Below are 19,663 nucleotides of genomic sequence, written 5' to 3' on the forward strand. Positions count from 1 at the left end.
CTCGTTGGAATAGGACTTTCGCATCATCAAACACACCTCAGATTTGGGCGCAATCATAGCGCCCTATTGATGTGTCCGAATTCATTAGGCCAGTTCAGCTTGCTCGCGATGCGGGCGGCGGGTTTTATAGGTAAGGCCATGCTGATGCAATCGCGAGCAAGCCCGCTCCCACAAGAAGCCCGCTCTCTCAGTTAAAGCTGCGGCTCTTCCTTCGGCTTGGTCTTGTCGATACCGGGGATGTGCAGCTTGCTGTCAGCGGCCTGATCGCCTTCAAGTTGCGGCTGTGTGGCCCATGTCAGGATGTCGTAGTAACGACGGATGTTGGCCACGAAGTGCACTGGCTCGCCGCCCCGGGCGTAGCCATAGCGGGTTTTGCTGTACCACTGCTTCTGCGCAAGGCGAGGCAGCATTTTCTTCACGTCCAGCCACTTGTTCGGGTTCAGGCCTTCTTTCTTGGCCAGCTTGCGGGCGTCTTCGAGATGACCTCCGCCGACGTTGTAGGCTGCCAGCGCAAACCAGGTCCGGTCCGGTTCCTCGATATCGTCGTCGAGCTCGCTCTTGATCAGTGCGAGGTACTTGGCGCCGCCCATGATGCTTTGCTTGGCGTCCAGCCGATTGGACACGCCCATCGCTTGCGCGGTGTTCTGGGTCAGCATCATCAGGCCGCGCACACCGGTCTTGGAGGTTACGGTGGGTTGCCACAAGGATTCCTGGTAGCCCATGGCTGCCAGCAGGCGCCAGTCGATCTGTTCTTTCTTGGCCGCTTCCTTGAAGAACTTCTCGTACTTGGGCAGGCGCTGCTGCAGGTGCTGGGCGAAGGTGTAGGCGCCGACGTAACCCAGCACGTCCACATGCCCGTAGTAGCGATCCTTGAGTCGCTGCAGGGTGCCGTTTTTTTCGACCTTGTCCAGGTACGCATTGATCTCGTTGAGCAGGCTGTTGTCTTCGCCGGCCATCACGGCCCAGCGCTGGCTGCGGGCATCGCCCAGATCAAAGGCCACGCGCACGTTGGGGAAGTACACCTGGTTCATAGCGACTTCGTTGGAGTCGACCAGTGTCAGGTCGATCTGGCCTTCGTCGACCATGCGCAACAAGTCGACGACTTCGACGGCGTCGGATTCGTCGTACTCGATCCCGGGGTACTGCTTTTTGAGTTCGGCCAGTTGCTCGGCGTGGGAGCTGCCCTTGAGCACGGTGATGCGCTTGCCCACCAGGCCGGCAGCAGACGTAGGCCGCGATTGGCCGTTACGGTAGATGATCTGTGGCGTGACTTCGAGGTACGGGTGGGAGAACTTGGCTTGTTGCAGGCGATTCTCGCTGCTGACCAGACCGGCAGCAGCTAAAACCGGGCCGTCAGGTTGGCCCAGCTGGTTGAACATGTCGTCCAGGTTGTCAGCTGTCTCGATTTTAAGCTCGACCCCCAGATCGTCGGCAAAGCGCTTCACCAGCTCGTACTCGAAGCCGGTCTCGCCATTGCGATCCTCGAAATAGGTCGCGGGGCTGTTACGGGTAATCACCCGCAGTACCCCATCCTCCTTTACGCGCTCAAGGGTGCTTGGTTTTTCAACGCAGGCACCGAGCATCAGGAAGAGTCCGGTTGCGAAGAGCCATCTGGCGCAGCGCTGGCGGAATACAGTTAGAGAAAACATCCGCGCAGTATACGCAAAGCAGCACAGGTGCCATATCTCGACAATTTCCGGTCATTCTGATATTGGACGCAAAAATCGCTGAAACCCTTATGAAATGGGGGGCAGAGCGCTCTGTAAAGATCATAAATGACCATCTATAAGACGGCTGATAGCTATAAAGAATAAGGCTTTGGTCGATTAGTGACGTTTGGTGTGCGTCAGGTGTGCCGTTTCGGGTGCCGTAGCGAACGGTTTAGGCTAGAATGCCGGGCCTCAAAGCATACCCCTCCCGAGGCTGTCCCGAAGATGTTGATCCTGCGCGGCGCTCCTGCCCTTTCTGCCTTTCGCCACAGCAAACTCCTAGCACAACTGAGCCTCAAGGTTCCGTCTGTCAGTGGTTTGTATGCTGAATTCGCCCACTTTGCCGAGACCACCGGTGAGCTGACCAGCGATGAACAGCAGGTACTGGCCCGTCTCCTGAAGTACGGCCCTAGCGTGCCGGTCCAAGAGCCGAGTGGCCGACTGTTCCTGGTGTTGCCGCGGTTTGGCACCATTTCCCCTTGGTCGAGCAAGGCAAGTGACATTGCCCGCAACTGTGGCCTGGCCAAAATCCAGCGTCTGGAACGCGGTATCGCGTTCTACGTGGCCGGCCAGTTCAGCGACGCCGATGCCGAGCTGATCAGTGCTGCACTGCACGACCGCATGACGCAAATCGTGCTGGGCAACCTCGAACAGGCTGCCGGCCTGTTCAGCCACGCCCAGCCCAAGCCGCTGACTGCGATTGACGTGCTGGGTGGCGGTCGTGCCGCGCTGGAAAAAGCCAACGTCGAGTTGGGTCTGGCGCTGGCTGAAGACGAAATCGATTACCTGGTCACTGCTTTCAACGGTCTGGGCCGCAACCCCCACGACATCGAACTGATGATGTTTGCCCAGGCCAACTCCGAGCATTGCCGCCACAAGATCTTCAACGCCAGTTGGGACATTGACGGCCAAAGCCAGGAAAAAAGCCTGTTTGGCATGATCAAGAACACCTACGTGATGCACAGCGAAGGCGTGCTGTCTGCTTATAAGGACAACGCTTCCGTGATCGTCGGCAGCGTGGCAGGGCGTTTCTTCCCGGACCCTGAAACCCGCCAGTACGGCGCGGTGCAGGAACCGGTGCACATCCTGATGAAGGTTGAGACGCACAACCACCCGACCGCCATCGCCCCGTTCCCGGGTGCTGCGACCGGTTCCGGCGGCGAGATCCGCGACGAAGGCGCTACCGGCCGTGGCGCCAAGCCAAAGGCAGGCCTGACCGGTTTCACCGTGTCCAACCTCAACATCCCGGGCTTTGAACAGCCGTGGGAAGTGCCGTACGGCAAGCCTGAGCGCATCGTTACCGCGCTGGACATCATGATCGAAGGCCCGCTGGGCGGCGCTGCGTTCAACAACGAATTCGGCCGTCCGGCCCTGACCGGTTACTTCCGTACCTTCGAGCAATCGATCACCACCCCCCGTGGCGAAGAAGTTCGTGGTTACCACAAGCCAATCATGTTGGCCGGCGGCATGGGCAACATCCGCGCCGAACACGTACAGAAAGCCGAAATCACCGTTGGCTCCAAGCTGATCGTGCTGGGTGGCCCGGCGATGCTGATCGGTCTGGGCGGCGGCGCAGCTTCCTCCATGGCCACTGGCGCCAGTTCGGCTGACCTGGACTTCGCTTCGGTACAGCGTGAAAACCCGGAAATGGAACGCCGTTGCCAGGAAGTGATCGACCGTTGCTGGCAGCTGGGTGACAAAAACCCGATCAGCTTCATCCACGACGTGGGTGCCGGTGGTCTGTCCAACGCATTCCCTGAGCTGGTGAACGACGGCGACCGCGGTGGCCGCTTCGAATTGCGCAACATTCCAAATGACGAGCCGGGCATGGCCCCGCACGAAATCTGGAGCAACGAATCCCAGGAACGTTACGTTCTGGCCGTGGGCGTCGAAGACTTCGACCGCTTCCAGGCGATCTGCGAACGTGAGCGTTGCCCGTTTGCCGTAGTCGGTGAAGCCACTGCCGAGCCGCAGTTGACCGTGACCGACAGCCATTTCGGCAACAACCCGGTGGACATGCCACTGGAAGTGTTGCTGGGCAAGGCGCCGCGCATGCACCGTTCGGCAGTGCGTGAAGCCGAGATGGGCGACGACTTCGACCCGTCTGCACTGAGCATCGGCGAGTGCGTCGAGCGTGTTCTGCATCACCCGGCCGTGGCCAGCAAGAGCTTCCTGATCACCATCGGCGACCGCACCATTACCGGTCTGGTTGCCCGCGATCAGATGGTCGGTCCGTGGCAGGTTCCCGTGGCTGACGTTGCCGTCACCGCCACCAGCTTCGACGTGTACACCGGTGAAGCCATGGCCATGGGCGAGCGCACTCCGCTGGCACTGCTGGATGCTCCGGCATCGGGCCGTATGGCCATCGGCGAAACCCTGACCAACATCGCGGCCTCGCGCATTGGCAAGATCAGCGACATCAAGCTGTCGGCCAACTGGATGTCGGCGGCCGGTCACCCGGGCGAAGACGCCCGTCTTTACGACACCGTAAAAGCTGTCGGCATGGAGTTGTGCCCTGAACTGGGTATCACCATCCCGGTGGGCAAAGACTCAATGTCGATGCAAACCCGCTGGAACGAAGACGGCACAGACAAGACTGTTACCTCGCCGCTGTCGCTGGTGGTTACCGGTTTTGCTCCGGTGCTGGATGTTCGCCAGACCCTGACCCCCGTACTGCGTATGGACAAGGGCCTGACCGACCTGGTTCTGATCGATCTGGGCCGCGGCCAAAACCGTATGGGCGCCTCGATCCTGGCCCAGACCTACGGCAAGCTGGGCAACCAGGCCCCTGACGTTGATGACGCAGAAGACCTCAAGGCCTTCTTCGCCGTGATCCAGGGCCTGAATACCGATGGTCACCTGCTGGCTTACCACGACCGTTCCGACGGTGGTTTGCTGACCAGCGTGATGGAAATGGCGTTTGCCGGTCACTGCGGCGTCAACCTGGTGCTCGACGGCCTGGCTGAAACGGCTGCTGACATCCCTGCCATCCTGTTCAACGAAGAACTGGGTGCGGTGATTCAGGTTCGTCAGGATTCCATGGCTGACATCCTTGCGCAGTTCAGCGCTGCCGGCCTGGGCGACTGCGTGTCGGTTATTGGCCAGCCGCGCAACTGTGACGATGTAAGCATCGAGTTCAATGGTCAGACCGTGTTTGAAGGTCAGCGCCGTCTGCTGCAGCGTCAGTGGGCTGAGACCAGCTACCAGATCCAGCGCATGCGTGACAACGCCGAGTGTGCCGATCAAGAGTTCGACGTACTGCTGGAAGAAGACAATCCTGGGCTGAGCGTCAAGCTGAGCTTTGATGTCAACGAGAACATCAGCGCGCCGTACATCAAGAAAGGCATTCGCCCTCAAGTGGCCGTACTGCGTGAGCAGGGCGTCAACGGTCAGGTTGAAATGGCAGCGGCGTTTGACCGTGCCGGCTTCAACGCCATCGACGTGCACATGAGCGATATTCTGGCCGGCCGTGTCGACCTGAACGAGTTCAAGGGCATGGTCGCCTGCGGCGGTTTCTCGTACGGCGACGTACTGGGTGCCGGTGAAGGCTGGGCCAAGTCGGCTCTGTTCAACGCCCGTGCACGTGATGCGTTCCAGGGCTTCTTCGAGCGTACCGACAGCTTCACCCTGGGTGTGTGCAACGGTTGCCAGATGATGTCCAACCTGAGCGAACTGGTTCCGGGCAGCGAGTTCTGGCCGCACTTCGTGCGTAACCGTTCCGAGCAGTTCGAAGCCCGTGTGGCGATGGTACAAGTGCAGGAGTCGAACTCGATCTTCCTGCAGGGCATGGCCGGTTCGCGCATGCCGATCGCTATCGCTCACGGCGAAGGTCACGCTGAATTCGCGAGCCCTGAAGCCCTGCTTGAAGCGGATCTGTCGGGTTGCGTGGCGATGCGTTTCGTCGACAACCACGGCAAGGTCACGGAAAGCTACCCGGCCAACCCTAACGGTTCGCCGCGCGGGATTACCGGTCTTACCAGCCGTGACGGCCGTGTGACGATCATGATGCCGCACCCTGAGCGTGTGTTCCGCGCCGTGCAGAACTCGTGGCGTCCGGAAGAGTGGAACGAAGATGCGCCGTGGTTGCGCATGTTCCGTAACGCTCGCGTCTGGGTAGATTAAAAGCGATGTACAAGCTCAGCTTTTTCGTTCCCCCAAGCCATGTGGACGTGGTCAAGAATGCCGTATTCGCCGCCGGTGGCGGACGGATCGGCAATTATGACCACTGCGCCTGGCAGACCCTGGGCCAGGGCCAGTTTCGCGCGCTGGACGGCAGTCAGCCGTTTATCGGGCAAACCGGCCAGGTCGAATATGTCGGGGAATGGAAAGTTGAGCTGGTCGTTGCGCACGATCTGATCCACGACGTGGTGGCTGCGCTCAAGCACAGCCACCCGTATGAAACGCCCGCTTATGAAGTGTGGCGTTTGGCGGATTTGTAAACCTCACCACGATCTGAGGTGGGAGCGAGCCGGCTCGCGAAAGTCTCAAGAGCACCGCATTACTCAGTAAACACGCGCTATCGTTAACGGCCTTTGTGAGCAGGCTCACTCCTGCAGAGGCTACGTTCCGGCGTTGCCGCGTGCGTGATCATCTGCCCCAACACCTCGCTCAACCCCTGCGCCTGTTCCCCTACGACCACATGCCAAACACCATTGGCGTGCTGGCTGATGCCTTGGCTGCCCAATGCCTCGAGCAGATCCTCTGACAGCAAATTCTCGTCTGCCAGCTTGACCCGCAAACGGGTAAGCGCCACGCATTCAACGTGCAATACATTGTTGCGGCCCCCCAACACGGCCAGCCATTTCTGTGCGTGCCCGGGTTCTATCTTGTGTACCGGCTCTTGCGTTGCGGCTTGAGCCGTGGCTACGGCTGGCGGGTGGTTGAGCTGCGAGAGGGCCGAGCGTATCTCATCGGCCATGCTGTCGGCAGTCGGGCCTACAACCACTTGCAAGCTGCCCGCGCGGCCGGGACGCATCACACCCATGGCGCCCAGGGCTTTAAGCGCGTCATCCTGCGCCTTGCTGCGGTCTGCCAGTTCCAGGCGCAGGCGGGTGGTGCAGGCACCTACCGTAATCAGGTTGGCCGGGCCACCCAGTGCCTGGATATAGGCGTTGGCGCGCTGCTGGCCGGTAAGGTCGGCGGTTTCTGCCACGGGGTTGTCTTCACGGCCCGGGGTTTTGAGTTTGAAGCGGCGGATGCAGTAATCGAACACCACGTAGTAAATAGCGAAGTACACCAGCCCGATGGGAAAGATCATCCAGCCATTGGTGGACTTGCCCCAGCCCAGCAGCATGTCTATGGCGCCGCCGGAAAAGGTGAAACCCAAATGGATGTTCAGCAGGTTGGTGACGGCCATCGACAGCCCGGTCAACAACGCATGCAACATGTAGAGCAGGGGCGCGAGGAACATGAAGGCAAATTCGATGGGCTCGGTGACGCCGGTCAGAAATGCCGTCAGCGCCAGTGACAGGAATATCCCGCCCATCAGTTTGCGCCGCTCCGGCAGGGCATTGCGGTACATCGCCAGGCACGCAGCAGGCAGGCCAAACATCATCACCGGAAACATGCCGGTCATGAACTGCCCGCCCTTGGGGTCGCCTGCAAAGTAACGGGTCAGGTCGCCGGTCACTACTTGTCCGGCTTCGTTGGTAAAGCTGCCGAACACGAACCATGCCATGTTGTTGAGGATGTGGTGCAGCCCGGTGATGATCAGCAGTCGATTTAACACACCAAAAATGAACGCCCCGATGCTGCCGCTTTCGAGCAGCAATACCCCCAGGCTGTTGATGCCGTGCTGGATCGGCGGCCAGATCAGGCCGAACACCACGCCCAGGCCTACAGCGGCAAACCCGGTGACAATCGGCACAAAGCGCCTGCCACCAAAAAACGCCAGGTACTCCGGCAGTTTGATGTCCTTGAAACGGTTGTACAGCCCCCCGGCCATCAGGCCGCTGACGATCCCGGCGAGCATGCCCATATTGATGCTGGCATCGAGCACCTTGAGGGTCGAGACCAGTACCAGGTAACCGATGGCTCCGGCCAGGCCCGCGGTACCGTTATTGTCGCGGGCAAAACCCACGGCAATGCCGATGGCGAAGATCAGCGCCAGATTGGCGAAAATCGTGTTGCCCGCATCGTGGATGATGGCGATGTTCAGTAAGTCGGCGTCGCCCAGACGCAGTAACAAACCGGCAATCGGCAGGATCGCAATGGGCAGCATCAGCGCCCGGCCAAGCCGTTGCAGGCCTTCGATGAAGTGTTGATACATGAGAGGTTCTCCGTTGTTTTTGTTGTTGTCAGTCGGAAAGTGGCCAGTGCTGGCGGCAGGCTTCACGCACTGCGGTGGCACTGCTCAGGTTCAAGAGTGTTTTGCTGATGGATTGGCACATCCCGGCATCCAGTTGCCGTACCCGGTCCTTGATTTCGCCGATTTGCAGCGGGCTTACCGACAGTTCGCGCACCCCCAGCCCAATGAGTACCGGGGTGGCCAGAGGGTCGCTGGCCAGTGCGCCGCACACCCCGACCCAACGTTGGTGCAGGGCCGCCCCGGCGCAGGTATGGGCAATCAGGCGCAACAGTGCCGGGTGCAAGGCATCGACCCGCGCGGCCAGCCCGGCATGGTCGCGGTCCATGGCCAGGGTGTATTGCGACAAGTCGTTGGTGCCGATGGACAGAAAGTCCGCATGCTCGGCCAGTTGCTCAGCCAGCAAGGCCGCTGCCGGGACCTCAATCATCACCCCCAGCTGCGCACGCTCGCTCAAGCCCAGCTCGATGCACAGGGCATCAAGCCGCTGCCGGATCTGCAGCAGCTCGTCCACCTCGGTAATCATCGGCAGCAGGATGCGGCAGCGTTGCGCCGGGCTGACTTGCAGCAAGGCACGCAGCTGCCGGTCGAGCACCTGCGGGTGCAGTTGGGCCAGACGAATGCCCCGCAGACCCAATACCGGATTGGCTTCGGCGGGTAACGGCAAGTAGTCGAGCTGTTTGTCACCGCCCACATCAATGGTGCGGATGATCACGGGCTTGTCGCCCATGGCGTCGAGCACGTCCTGGTAGGCCGTGATCTGCTCCTGTTCATTGGGGGCAGTGCTGCGATCAACAAACAGGAACTCGGTACGCAACAACCCCACCCCGTCCGCACCATTGGCGTGGGCGCTGGCGGCATCATGACTGGAGGCGACGTTGGCGGCGATTTCGATGTGCAGGCCGTCACGGGTCAGCGCCGGCTCATGGGCGCGCACCTGTTGCCGGGCAAAGCGTTGCTGGCGGGCGAGGGTGGTTTGGCGGACATGTTCGATACGTTCGGCGGTGGGCGCCAATTCCAGCCGGGCGTTGTCGGCATCGAGCACCAAGTGCTGGCCGGCGGGCAAGTCGAGAACCTCGCGGCCCAGGGCGACCAGGCACGGCAAGCCTTTGCCCCGCGCCAGAATCGCCACGTGGGAGGTGGCACCGCCGGCGGCCATGCAAAGCCCCGCGACGTTCTGCTCGCACAGCATCAGCAGGTCGGAGGGCGTCAGTTCAAAGGCGGCAACGATGGCGCCTGGTGGCAACTGGCACTGCCGGTTTTCGCCCAGCAGGGCGCGTAAAACCCGTTGCTGCAAATCACGCAAATCGTTGGAGCGCTCGGCCAGCAAGGTGCTGCCCAGGCCTTGCAAAATCGTGCATTGCTGCTCGATGGCTTCGCTCCAGGCGTGGGCGGCATCGCGGCCTTGGGCGATGGCGATATGGCTGGCCTGCAGCAGCGCACTGTCTTCAAGCAAGGCCAGGTGGGTGGCGAAAATCGCTTCCTCGTCGACCCGACGTTGCGCACGGGCGGTGATCAGAGTGAGCTGGATTTCGCCGCGCACCTGCTCCAGAGCCGTATTCAGCGCCAGTATTTGTTGCTCCGGGATGTGATTGCCGAGGTCGGGCGGCAGTTGCACACCGGCCAAATGAAACAGCGGACCGCTGGCCAGACCGGGAGCAGCGCATACACCGCTCAACTGTCCCGGTTGGTTGCTGGCCCTGATCGGTGCGGGTATGGATACGTGCGGTGCGGGTGTGGACCGCACTTTGCCCAGCGCGGCCAGAATCCCTTGCAGGGCTGCATCGGCATCCTCGCCTTCGCAGCTGACCTGCACCTCATCCTGCTCGCCGATACCCAGCGCCAACAGCCTGACAATACTGTCGCAGGGGGCCGAGTTGGCCCCGATGTGCAAGCGCGATGCGCTCTTGAACCCCAATGCGGTTTGCCGCACCAGGGCGGCCGGACGAGCATGCAGCCCGCCCTTATGGGTTATGCGCACACAGCCTTGGGCGTGCAGGCTCGGGTTGCCCGTTACCTCGGCTACCCCGACGGCCTGGCGCGCAACGACGTGCAGCAAAGGCTCACCGACCTGGGCCGTGTTCTGCTCAAGAAACTGCAACTCAAACTGTTCGCCATTGGTCAGCACCAGCACGCTGATCAGGCTTTTACAGCGTTGTGCAATGTAGTCGAGATCGAAGCGTATGAGCGGCTGGCCGCCGTAGACCTGTGCGCCGTTTTTTACCAGCAGCTCAAAGCCTTCGCCTTGCAGCTCAAAAGTGTCGATGCCCAGATGCATCAGCAATTCAGCGCCGTTTTCGGCACGCAACGTCAGGGCATGAGCGGTCTTGGCGACATGCACCACCACCCCGTCACAGGGGGCAAACAAACAGTCGTTCAGCGGGTCGATACCGATCCCGTCACCCATCACTGCACTGGAAAACACGTCGTCCGGTACGTGGGACAGCTTGATGATCGGACCGCTAAGCGGCGCGCTGAGGGTGAGCTTTTTATTATTGTGCATGGCGCGATACTCATTAAACCTGCGGTGTCAGTGGGTACGGGTCACTTTGCTTAAAAAACGCGGCTGGTCGGGGTCTAACCCTCGGGCTTCGGCCAGGCCTGCGGCCATCACGTAAAAACTCTGGATTGCCAGAATCGGGTCCAGATCCGGGTGTGCCGCCTGGCTCAGGGTCAGGTCGCGTTCGGGCACATCACTGGGGGCCGCCAGCAACACGCGGGCGCCACGCAGGCGCATGTCATGGGCCAGGGCCAGCAAGCCCGCCTGCTCCACGCCGCGCGGGGCAAAAATCAGCAGCGGGTAGTTTTCGTCGATCAAGGCCATCGGGCCGTGGCGCACTTCGGCGCTGCTGAAGGCTTCGGCCTGCAGGGTCGAGGTTTCCTTGAACTTGAGCGCGGCCTCCTGGGCGATGGCAAAACCTGCCCCCCGGCCGATCACCAGCAAGCGTTGGGCATCGCGCAGGGTGTCGATGGCCTTGCTCCAATCCTGGGTGCAGGCTTCGCGCAAACCGGCGGGCAATAAATGGCCGGCTTCGAGCAAGGCCTGGTCGTTGGCCCAATGCGCCACCAGCCGGGCACTGGCGCTCAGGGTGGCGATAAAGCTTTTGGTGGCAGCCACGCTGTATTCCGCACCGGCAGACAGGGGCAGGGTGTAGGCGCTGGCCTCTTCGAGCGGTGAGTGTTCGGCATTCACCAGCGCCACGCTCAATGCGCCACGCTCACGCAGCAAGCGCAGGCTGTCGATCAGATCAGGGCTCTGGCCCGACTGGGAGAAGGCAAACACCGCCTGCCCCTTCACCCGCAGCGGCGACTGGCGCAAGGTGACAACCGACATCGGCAACGAGGCCACGGGCACGCCCAGGTGCTGCATGGTCAGGTAGGCAAAGTAGCTGGCGGCATGGTCTGAACTGCCCCGGGCGAGGGTCATGGCGACATCGGGGGGGTTGGCCCGCAGTTCGTGGGCGAGGTCGGCCAGGAACGGGTCGAGATTGAACAGTTGGCGTTCGACCGCTTCACACGAGATCCGGGCCTCTTCAAGCATTTTGGAAGTCAAGCGCTTCTCCTTCGACCATGACGGCAATGATGTTCAGTGAACGGTCCAGGCGCACGCAGTCGGCCCAGCTGCCGGGTTGCAAGCGCCCGCGGTCTTCCATGCCGAGGTAATCGGCCGGGAACTGCGACAGGCGCTGCGAGGCTTCGGCCAGGGGCAGGCCGATTTTCACCAGGTTGCGCAGCGCCTGATCCATGGTCAGGGTGCTGCCCGCCAACGTGCCATCTGCCAGGCGCACGCCGCCCAGGCATTTGGTCACGGTGTGGCTGCCCAGTTGGTATTCGCCATCGGGCATGCCGGTGGCGGCCGTAGAATCGGTGACGCAGTACAGACAGGGGATCGCCCGCAAGGCCGCGCGGATCGCACCGGGGTGTACGTGCAGCAAGTCGGGGATCAACTCGGCAAACCGCGCATGGGCCAGCGCTGCGCCAAGGATGCCGGGCTCACGGTGATGCAGCGGGCTCATGGCGTTGTACAGATGGGTAAAGCTGCTGGCGCCGGCGTCCAGTGCGGCCACGCCTTCTTCATAACTGCCCAGGGTGTGGCCCAGTTGCATGCGAATACCGCGAGCACTGAGCTCGCCAATCAGTTCGATGTGGCCGGCAATCTCGGGGGCGATGGTGATGACCTTGATCGGCGCCAGGCCCAGGTAGTCTTCGACTTCAGCCATCAGCGCGGTGTGGGCGAAGTTGGGTTGCGCGCCGAGTTTTCCGGGGTTGATAAACGGGCCTTCAAGGTGCACGCCGAGCACCCGGGCGCAGCCGCTTGGGCGCTGCTGGCAAAAATCGCCAAGGGCACCGAGCACACGGCAGATGTCGTGATTCGGAGCAGTCATGGTGGTAGCCAGCAACGCCGTGGTGCCGAACCGCAGGTGAGTGCGGGTGATGGTTTCGAAGGCCTCACTGCCTTGCATGATGTCTTTGCCGCCACCGCCGTGAACATGCAAGTCGATAAAGCCGGGCAGCAGGTATGGCAGGTCATTGTCGGCCGGGTCGCAGGGGCGGCCTTCGATGCCGAGCACCTTGGCGCCTTGCAGCAGCAGGCGACCGCGAACCCAGCCTTGGGGCGTGAGGATGTTGTCTTCAGACATGGTCGGCTCTCCGGGCGTGGCGTGGCGTCGAGTAAGGGTTAGCGGCGCAGCTCGGCCACGAAGTCGTAGTAATCGTTGCGGCAATAGGTGTCGGTGACTTCGATGGGGGTGTTGTCTTCCAGGTAGCCAACCCGGGTCATCAGCAGCATGGCGGTACCGGGCTCGATCCCGACCAGCGCGGCAAATTCGGCCGAGGCGTTGACCGCCTGAATGTGCTGCAGGGCGCGAACCACCGGTTTGCCGATGCGGTCCAGGTGTTCGTAAAGCGAGTCGCCAATGACCTGCGGCTGTGGGATCAGCGATGCAGGCAGGGTGCTCATCTCGATGGCCATCACCGTGTCATCGGCTTTGCGCAGACGCTTGAGGCGGGCGACTTTGTCGGTCGGCGACAGTGCCAGGCGGATCAGCTCTTCGTGGGTAGGCGGGGTGATTTCCCGGTCCAGCCACTGTGAACTTGGCACAAAGCCTTTGAGCCGGAGCATTTCGCTGAAGCTGGAAAGCCGCGACAGCGGTTGCTCAAGACGAGGGGTGATAAAGGTGCCGGAGCCCTGGCTGCGGCGGATCAGGCCTTGCTCGAACAGCACTTCCAGGGCTTTGCGGGCGGTAACGCGGGACAGGCCTAGTTGTTCGCTCAGGCTGCGCTCGGAAGGCAGTGCCTGCTCGGCTTTCCAGACGCCAGCGTGAATCGCGGCTTCCAGGTTTCGGGCGAGTTGCAGGTACAGCGGCGTGGCCAGGGTGTCGTCCGGGCGTAGGGCAAGAAGCGTGCTCATGGGCGGTGTGTCCGATGCGGTTATTGGGTTTTTGTCGCTCGGTAATGCGGCAAAACTAATACCACTTTAATACCAAGTCAATGCGCGCAATCGAGGCTCGCCCAATGCAGGCAAGGGCTTGCAGGGTGGATTATTAATTTGGTGTTTAAGTGGTATTAGCGTGTTGGTGATGGCGTCGAGAGGTTGCGGGCCCTGTTGGGCCCGGCGGTGTGCAGTGGTATTAAACGCGGGGGAGAAAGACGCAGGTACGAGGGCTGGAATTTATTTTTGCTCAGGGGCGGATTTCAACCATCGTGCCGTCCTGAACCAGGTTCCAGACTTCGCGCATTTCGTAGTTTTTCATCGCGATGCAGCCATCGGTCCAGTCCAGGGTGTGGAACAGGTCTTCGGGGTTTTCTGCGCTGTCCGGTGTGCCGTGGATCATGATCATCGACCCCGGGTTCACGCCTTCACGCCGTGCGGTAGCCGCGTCACTGACATTGGGGTAGTTGATGTGCATGGCCAGGTTGAACTTGTCGCTTTTTTTGCGCCAGTCGACCCAGTACAGCCCTTCAGGCGTACGTTTGTCGCCCTCGCGCATTTTTGGCCCCTTGGGTTGTTTGCCCAATGAAATGCGGTAGGTCTTGATCGGTTTGCCGTCGCTGATCAGTTGCAGCTTGCGCGCAGACTTGAGGACCAGGACCTTTTCGATGCTTTGCCCGCCATGGATCGGCAGTGCCGACGGGGTTGACTGAAGTACCTGGTTTTTATCGACGGGTTTGCCGTTCACGGTGATGACAACAGAAGCCTGGCAGGTAACGGCAAACGACAGGCAGAGAGCAGCGAGCAACCAACGCATTAGGGGGATATTCCTGAGGTGCAAGGCAAACAGCATTATTGTTGGGGTTTGATCAGGCTGGCCAGAGGCGCTACAGCCTCGCTGCGCACGGGGTAAGTGTCACCCGCGCGGTCAGCGAAAAAGCATTCTAAGGTACGGCTGACCGTGCGAAAAGCCAGCTCTGACCAAGGGATGTCGGTCTCTTCGAAGAGCCGGACTTCAAGGCTCTCTTCCCCGGCGGAAAATTCGAGGTTTTGCAGCTCGGCGCGGTAGAAAATATGCACCTGATTAATGTGCGGCACATCGATCAGGGTGTAGATGTTCAGGTTCTCAACGACGGCACAGGCTTCTTCGAGGGTTTCGCGCCGGGCGGCCTGTTCTACCGTCTCGCCGTTCTCCATAAACCCGGCGGGCAGTGTCCAGTAACCTTTGCGGGGCTCAATGGCGCGCCGGCACAACAGCACTTGCGTGCCCCAGGTGGGCAGGCAGCCGGCAACGATATTGGGGTTCTGGTAGTGGACGGTGTGGCAGTGGTCGCACACATAGCGCAGGCGTGAATCGCCTTGCGGGATATGCTGGCTGACGGAATGGCCGCACAAATTGCAAAATTTCATGCTGTGGTCTCTGGGTACTGCGCCTATCTTGGGGGGTGGAGCGGGCCCTCGGCAAGTGCGGCATGGTTGGCTGCGACACTGTGGGGCTTGGGTGCCCGGCAAGATTTGGTGCATGATGCCCGATAAGTGACGGATCGAGATGACCTATGCTGGACGAGCTGCTTGGCCGTGTAAGCCGCTACACCCCGCGTACGCTGGAAACAGAACGCTACTTTCCGGAGGCCGCCGTGCTGTTGCCGGTAACGCGCAGTGATGAGCCCGAGCTGATCCTGACCCTGCGTGCCAGCGGGTTGTCGACCCACGGCGGTGAAGTGGCCTTCCCCGGCGGGCGCCGCGATCCGGAAGACCCGGACCTGGTGTTTACCGCCCTGCGCGAGGCAGAAGAAGAAATCGGCCTGCCGCCGGGTCTGGTCGAAATTATCGGCCCCCTCAGCCCCTTGATCTCTTTGCACGGTATCCGCGTGACGCCTTACGTCGGCCTGGTGCCGGACTACGTCGAATACCTGGCCAACGATGCCGAAATCGCTGCGGTGTTCAGCGTGCCGCTGGAGTTCTTCCGCCAGGACCCGCGTGAGCACACCCATCGCATCGATTATCAGGGGCGCAGCTGGTATGTGCCGAGCTACCGTTTTGGCGTTTACAAAATCTGGGGGCTCACGGCAATCATGATCGTCGAGCTGATGAACCTGCTGTACGACGACGTCAATATCAACCTGCATTCCCCGCCTGAACGCTCCATTTCCATATAAAGAGCTGTCAGCAGACAGCCACGCCTGCCTTGAGGACATCAGCATGAAATACAGCCTGGGCGACTCGCTCGTCGAAACCCATCCCGAGAGCTGGACAGCTCCCAATGCCACCCTGATCGGCAAGGTGCGGCTGGAGGAGGGGGCCAGTGTCTGGTTTAACGCCGTGTTGCGCGGCGATAACGAGCTGATCCTGATTGGCAAGCACAGCAACGTGCAAGATGGCGCGGTGATGCATACCGACATGGGTTATCCGCTGACCTTGGGCACGGGCGTGACCATCGGCCACAACGCCATGCTGCATGGCTGTACGGTGGGCGATTACAGCCTGATCGGGATCAATGCGGTAATCCTCAATGGCGCCAAAATCGGCAAGCATTGCATCATCGGCGCCAATTCGCTGATCGGCGAGGGCAAGGAAATCCCTGACGGTTCGCTGGTCATGGGGTCGCCGGGCAAGGTGGTACGCGACCTGACCGAGGACCAGAAAAAACTGCTGGAGGCCAGCGCAGCGCACTACGTGAAGAACGGCCAGCGTTATGCCCGTGACCTGAAGGTGCAAGAGCAATGAGCGAGACGGAGCGCCCGGTTGCCTCGCCCTGCGTGAACATTTGCGCACTGGACGACGATGACGTGTGCAGCGGCTGCCAGCGCACCGTGGCGGAAATTACCCGTTGGAGCCGCATGACCAACCCCGAGCGCCGCGAGGTGCTGGTGTTGTGCCATGAGCGGGCGAAGGCCAGCGGGATGTGGATGCCGAACTCCCGATAGAGTTTTTTGGGGGCACTCCCCGGCTACACAGTTCTGAGCGACTCAAGTACCCTGTGCGCCTTATTTAGAGGTGTCGCCCGCTCCCATGCTGTTTCTTATCGCTTATATCGCCAGCGTCGTGCTGATCAACTTCGCGTTCTCCACGGCGCCGCATCTGGACATTATCTGGTCAGCCTGGGGCGGGCTGGTGTTCGTGTTGCGCGATATGGTGCAAACCCGCTTTGGCCACGGCGCCCTGTTGGCCATGCTGGCGGCGCTGGTGCTGTCGTATATCACTTCAGATCCTTCGATTGCCCTGGCCAGCGCTACTGCGTTCGCGGTATCGGAGTGCATCGACTGGCTGGTGTTCAGCATCACCAGGCGCCCTTTGCATGACCGCCTGTGGATCAGCTCAGCGCTGAGTATTCCCATTGATACCTTTATCTTTTTCGGCATGATCGACGCGTTCACCCCCGGCGTGATTCTGATCGCCATGGCTTCCAAATTCGCCGGTGTTACCTGCGTCTGGCTGGCAATGGCCTGGCGTTTACGCAAGGCCGCTGTCTAGGGCCGTTATCCCCCTGCAGGCGCAAGCTTTGCGCGCGCCTTCGATGATTTTGTTTCCTTGAGGACCTGAAATGACCCGTATCGGAACTCCACTGTCGCCGACCGCGACCCGCGTATTGCTGTGTGGCTGCGGTGAGCTGGGCAAAGAAGTTGTCATCGAACTGCAGCGTCTGGGGGTCGAAGTGATCGCCGTCGACCGCTACGCCAATGCACCGGCCATGCAGGTTGCCCATCGCAGCCACGTGATCAACATGCTCGATGGCGCAGCCCTGCGCGCCGTGATCGAAGCAGAAAAGCCGCACTTTATCGTCCCGGAAATCGAAGCCATCGCCACTGCGACCCTGGTGGAACTGGAAGCTGAAGGCTTCACCGTGATCCCGACTGCACGTGCTACTTCGCTGACCATGAATCGCGAGGGCATTCGCCGTCTGGCGGCAGAAGAGCTGGACCTGCCGACCTCGCCGTACCATTTTGCCGATACCTTCGAGGACTACAGTGCTGCGGTGCTGGACCTGGGCTTCCCGTGCGTGGTCAAGCCGGTGATGAGTTCGTCGGGCAAAGGCCAGAGCCTGTTGCGCAGCGCCGACGACGTAAAGGCGGCCTGGGATTACGCACAGGAAGGCGGTCGTGCGGGCAAGGGTCGGGTCATTGTTGAAGGTTTTATCGACTTCGATTACGAAATCACTCTGCTCACCGTGCGCCATGTTGGCGGCACCACGTTCTGCGCGCCGGTCGGTCACCGTCAGGAGAAGGGCGATTACCAGGAATCCTGGCAGCCACAGGCCATGAGCCCGATTGCGCTGGCCGAGTCCGAGCGAGTGGCCAGGGCAGTCACCGAGGCGCTGGGTGGTCGCGGTCTGTTTGGTGTAGAGCTGTTTATCAAAGGCGATCAGGTGTGGTTCAGCGAAGTCTCGCCGCGCCCCCATGACACCGGTCTGGTTACCCTGATTTCTCAGGATTTGTCGCAATTCGCGCTGCATGCGCGGGCGATTCTGGGCCTGCCGATCCCGTTGATCCGTCAGTTCGGGCCTTCGGCTTCGGCGGTGATTCTGGTTGAGGGGCAATCGACCCAGACCGCATTCGCCAACCTGGGCGCGGCCCTGAGCGAGCCGGACACGGCCTTGCGTCTGTTCGGCAAGCCAGAGGTCAATGGTCAGCGCCGCATGGGCGTGGCGCTGGCGCGGGATGAGTCGATTGAGGCTGCACGGGCCAAAGCGACCCGTGCTGCCAAAGCCGTAGTTGTAGAACTGTAAAAAACTTGTGGGAGCGGGCTTGCTCGCGATTGCAGCGCCTCGGTTCATCCGATGTTCCGAGTTGTCCGAATCGCGAGCAAGCCCGCTCCCACAGGTTGAGTGTTGCTTCAGGCCACCTTGTTCAGGTCAGCCTCTTTCGTTTCTTTCAGGCACAGCACAGCGATCAGGCTGAGTATTGCCGCGCCTGACACATACCCGCCCACCCAGCTCAAACCGCCCATGCTCACCAGTTTCTGGGCGAAGAAGGGTGCGGCCGATGCGCCGACAATCCCGCCCAGGTTGTATGCCGCCGACGCGCCGGTATAGCGCACGCGGGTCGGGAACAGTTCTGGCAGCAGGGCGCCCATCGGGGCAAAGGTCACGCCCATCAAAAACAGCTCGATGCACAGGAACAACGCCACCCCCCAGGTTGAACCGTGGGTGAGCAGGGGTTCCATCAGAAAACCGGACAGAACCGCCAATACGCCGCCGACAATCAGTACCGGCTTGCGCCCATAACGGTCACTGGCCCAGGCCGACAGAGGCGTGGCCGCAGCCATGAACAGCACGGCAAAGCACAGCAGGCCGAGGAAGGTTTCGCGGGTGTAGCCCAGGGTGGAGACACCATAGCTCAGCGAAAATACGGTCGAGATATAGAACAGCGCATAGCACACCACCATTGAGGCGGCGCCCAGCAGCATCGGTGCCCAGTATTGGCTGAAGAGCTCAACAATGGGCATTTTCACCCGTTCGTGTTGCGCTACGGCCTTGGCAAACACCGGGGTTTCTTCCAGTTTGAGCCGCACATACAGGCCCACCATCACCAGCGCGGCGCTGAGCAGGAACGGGATGCGCCAGCCCCACGAGCGGAATTGTTCATCGCTGAGGGTCAAGGCCAGGGTCAGGAACAGGCCGTTGGCCGCCAGAAAGCCAATCGAAGGCCCCAGTTGCGGGAACATGCCATACCAGGCGCGCTTGCCTTTGGGGGCGTTCTCGGTGGCCAGCAGTGCGGCACCGCCCCATTCGCCACCCAACCCCAGGCCTTGGCCGAAGCGCAGTACGCAGAGCAGGATCGGGGCCCAGGCGCCAATCGTGGCGTAACCCGGCAATACGCCGATCAGCGTGGTACACACGCCCATCAACAGCAGGGATGCAACCAGGGTGGATTTGCGCCCGACCCGGTCACCGAAGTGGCCGAATAGAAATGAGCCCAGCGGGCGGGCAAGAAACGCGATACCGAAGGTCAGAAACGCCGACAGCATTTGTGCTGTGCCGGAAGTCTGGGGGAAAAATACCGGGCCGATGACCAGTGCTGCAGCGGTGGCATACACATAGAAGTCGTAAAACTCGATGGCCGTGCCAATAAAACTGGCCGTGGCAACGCGGGTTGCGGAGTTGACCGGCTTGTCGGGCACGGCTTCGCTGTAAATGGTGCTGGTGGTCATGCGCATATCCCTGACAGTTATGAACTCTTTAACCGCTATCCGCTTTTTCGGCGGATACGGCAGAGCGTT

At 61.0% G+C, this 19,663-nt stretch carries 16 protein-coding genes; 7 read left to right on the top strand and 9 right to left on the bottom strand.

All coding sequences use genetic code 11. The annotated features are described in order from the left end of the window. Nucleotides 1–191: 191 nt before the first annotated feature. Nucleotides 192–1,649 (bottom strand): membrane-bound lytic murein transglycosylase MltF, encoded by a 1,458-nt coding sequence (gene mltF, locus ACZRMS_RS22695; protein WP_463997167.1) that lies wholly within the window; start codon nucleotides 1,647–1,649, stop codon nucleotides 192–194. Nucleotides 1,650–1,934: 285 nt separating this feature from the next. Between mltF and purL the strand changes: the two genes are divergently transcribed. Both purL and ACZRMS_RS22705 read left to right on the top strand, forming a co-directional pair. Further along, on the top strand, nucleotides 1,935–5,831 hold the full coding sequence (purL, locus tag ACZRMS_RS22700) for a phosphoribosylformylglycinamidine synthase (RefSeq protein WP_463997168.1): 3,897 nt from the start codon (nucleotides 1,935–1,937) through the stop codon (nucleotides 5,829–5,831). A 5-nt stretch (nucleotides 5,832–5,836) separates the two neighbouring features. Next, complete coding sequence (locus tag ACZRMS_RS22705) at nucleotides 5,837–6,148, top strand: NGG1p interacting factor NIF3 (protein WP_463997169.1); 312 nt, start codon at nucleotides 5,837–5,839, stop codon at nucleotides 6,146–6,148. An 83-nt stretch (nucleotides 6,149–6,231) separates the two neighbouring features. Here ACZRMS_RS22705 and nagE read toward each other — a convergent pair whose 3' ends face one another. The 7 genes from nagE to ACZRMS_RS22740 form a co-directional block, all read right to left on the bottom strand. Then, nucleotides 6,232–7,977 carry an N-acetylglucosamine-specific PTS transporter subunit IIBC gene (nagE, locus tag ACZRMS_RS22710; RefSeq protein ID WP_463997170.1) on the bottom strand — a complete coding sequence of 582 codons (1,746 nt, stop codon included), beginning with the start codon at nucleotides 7,975–7,977 and terminating at the stop codon, nucleotides 6,232–6,234. A 28-nt stretch (nucleotides 7,978–8,005) separates the two neighbouring features. Then, on the bottom strand, nucleotides 8,006–10,516 hold the full coding sequence (gene ptsP / locus ACZRMS_RS22715) for a phosphoenolpyruvate--protein phosphotransferase (RefSeq protein ID WP_463997171.1): 2,511 nt from the start codon (nucleotides 10,514–10,516) through the stop codon (nucleotides 8,006–8,008). 27 nt (nucleotides 10,517–10,543) lie between these two features. Further along, nucleotides 10,544–11,566, bottom strand: coding sequence for an SIS domain-containing protein (locus ACZRMS_RS22720; RefSeq protein ID WP_463997172.1), 1,023 nt, complete (start codon nucleotides 11,564–11,566; stop codon nucleotides 10,544–10,546). Then, the gene (gene nagA / locus ACZRMS_RS22725) at nucleotides 11,547–12,653 is read right to left on the bottom strand and encodes an N-acetylglucosamine-6-phosphate deacetylase (RefSeq protein WP_463997173.1); all 1,107 of its coding nucleotides are present in this window, start codon (nucleotides 12,651–12,653) and stop codon (nucleotides 11,547–11,549) included. The genes ACZRMS_RS22720 and nagA overlap by 20 nt, the downstream gene beginning before the upstream one ends. 38 nt (nucleotides 12,654–12,691) lie before the next feature. Then, complete coding sequence (locus ACZRMS_RS22730) at nucleotides 12,692–13,423, bottom strand: GntR family transcriptional regulator (protein WP_048359972.1); 732 nt, start codon at nucleotides 13,421–13,423, stop codon at nucleotides 12,692–12,694. A gap of 271 nt (nucleotides 13,424–13,694) precedes the next feature. Next, entirely contained in the window at nucleotides 13,695–14,261 is a 567-nt protein-coding gene (locus ACZRMS_RS22735) for a L,D-transpeptidase family protein (protein WP_463997174.1), read from the bottom strand. A 35-nt stretch (nucleotides 14,262–14,296) separates the two neighbouring features. Continuing rightward, nucleotides 14,297–14,854: an NUDIX hydrolase gene (locus tag ACZRMS_RS22740; protein WP_463997175.1), complete on the bottom strand. Its 558-nt coding sequence runs from the start codon at nucleotides 14,852–14,854 to the stop codon at nucleotides 14,297–14,299. Between the two features lie 146 nt (nucleotides 14,855–15,000). Here ACZRMS_RS22740 and ACZRMS_RS22745 point away from each other — a divergent pair, with 146 nt between their 5' ends. From ACZRMS_RS22745 to purT, 5 genes are all read left to right on the top strand, one after another. Continuing rightward, nucleotides 15,001–15,603 (top strand): CoA pyrophosphatase, encoded by a 603-nt coding sequence (locus ACZRMS_RS22745; RefSeq protein ID WP_048359969.1) that lies wholly within the window; start codon nucleotides 15,001–15,003, stop codon nucleotides 15,601–15,603. 43 nt (nucleotides 15,604–15,646) lie between these two features. Continuing rightward, entirely contained in the window at nucleotides 15,647–16,171 is a 525-nt protein-coding gene (locus ACZRMS_RS22750) for a gamma carbonic anhydrase family protein (RefSeq protein WP_463997176.1), read from the top strand. Then, the gene (locus ACZRMS_RS22755; RefSeq protein ID WP_463997177.1) at nucleotides 16,168–16,371 is read left to right on the top strand and encodes a DUF1289 domain-containing protein; all 204 of its coding nucleotides are present in this window, start codon (nucleotides 16,168–16,170) and stop codon (nucleotides 16,369–16,371) included. The genes ACZRMS_RS22750 and ACZRMS_RS22755 overlap by 4 nt, the downstream gene beginning before the upstream one ends. Nucleotides 16,372–16,456: 85 nt before the next feature. Beyond that, nucleotides 16,457–16,918 carry a preQ0 transporter gene (locus tag ACZRMS_RS22760; RefSeq protein ID WP_463997178.1) on the top strand — a complete coding sequence of 154 codons (462 nt, stop codon included), beginning with the start codon at nucleotides 16,457–16,459 and terminating at the stop codon, nucleotides 16,916–16,918. A gap of 70 nt (nucleotides 16,919–16,988) precedes the next feature. Beyond that, complete coding sequence (purT, locus tag ACZRMS_RS22765; protein WP_463997179.1) at nucleotides 16,989–18,170, top strand: formate-dependent phosphoribosylglycinamide formyltransferase; 1,182 nt, start codon at nucleotides 16,989–16,991, stop codon at nucleotides 18,168–18,170. A 107-nt stretch (nucleotides 18,171–18,277) separates the two neighbouring features. Here purT and ACZRMS_RS22770 read toward each other — a convergent pair whose 3' ends face one another. After that, nucleotides 18,278–19,594: an MFS transporter gene (locus ACZRMS_RS22770; RefSeq protein ID WP_463997180.1), complete on the bottom strand. Its 1,317-nt coding sequence runs from the start codon at nucleotides 19,592–19,594 to the stop codon at nucleotides 18,278–18,280. Nucleotides 19,595–19,663 lie beyond the last annotated feature (69 nt).

The organism is Pseudomonas sp. B424 (genome assembly GCF_055408345.1).

Excerpts from the sequence above, each read along its gene's own strand:
- ACZRMS_RS22755 (WP_463997177.1), top strand. The coding sequence starts at position 16,168 with ATGAGCGAGACGGAGCGCCCGGTTGCCTCGCCCTGCGTGAACATTTGC.
- ptsP (WP_463997171.1), bottom strand. The coding sequence starts at position 10,516 with ATGCACAATAATAAAAAGCTCACCCTCAGCGCGCCGCTTAGCGGTCCG.
- ACZRMS_RS22745 (WP_048359969.1), top strand. The coding sequence starts at position 15,001 with ATGCTGGACGAGCTGCTTGGCCGTGTAAGCCGCTACACCCCGCGTACG.
- ACZRMS_RS22740 (WP_463997175.1), bottom strand. The coding sequence starts at position 14,854 with ATGAAATTTTGCAATTTGTGCGGCCATTCCGTCAGCCAGCATATCCCG.
- ACZRMS_RS22760 (WP_463997178.1), top strand. The coding sequence starts at position 16,457 with ATGCTGTTTCTTATCGCTTATATCGCCAGCGTCGTGCTGATCAACTTC.
- nagE (WP_463997170.1), bottom strand. The coding sequence starts at position 7,977 with ATGTATCAACACTTCATCGAAGGCCTGCAACGGCTTGGCCGGGCGCTG.
- ACZRMS_RS22735 (WP_463997174.1), bottom strand. The coding sequence starts at position 14,261 with ATGCGTTGGTTGCTCGCTGCTCTCTGCCTGTCGTTTGCCGTTACCTGC.
- ACZRMS_RS22750 (WP_463997176.1), top strand. The coding sequence starts at position 15,647 with ATGAAATACAGCCTGGGCGACTCGCTCGTCGAAACCCATCCCGAGAGC.
- nagA (WP_463997173.1), bottom strand. The coding sequence starts at position 12,653 with ATGTCTGAAGACAACATCCTCACGCCCCAAGGCTGGGTTCGCGGTCGC.
- ACZRMS_RS22770 (WP_463997180.1), bottom strand. The coding sequence starts at position 19,594 with ATGACCACCAGCACCATTTACAGCGAAGCCGTGCCCGACAAGCCGGTC.
- purL (WP_463997168.1), top strand. The coding sequence starts at position 1,935 with ATGTTGATCCTGCGCGGCGCTCCTGCCCTTTCTGCCTTTCGCCACAGC.
- purT (WP_463997179.1), top strand. The coding sequence starts at position 16,989 with ATGACCCGTATCGGAACTCCACTGTCGCCGACCGCGACCCGCGTATTG.
- mltF (WP_463997167.1), bottom strand. The coding sequence starts at position 1,649 with ATGTTTTCTCTAACTGTATTCCGCCAGCGCTGCGCCAGATGGCTCTTC.
- ACZRMS_RS22730 (WP_048359972.1), bottom strand. The coding sequence starts at position 13,423 with ATGAGCACGCTTCTTGCCCTACGCCCGGACGACACCCTGGCCACGCCG.
- ACZRMS_RS22705 (WP_463997169.1), top strand. The coding sequence starts at position 5,837 with ATGTACAAGCTCAGCTTTTTCGTTCCCCCAAGCCATGTGGACGTGGTC.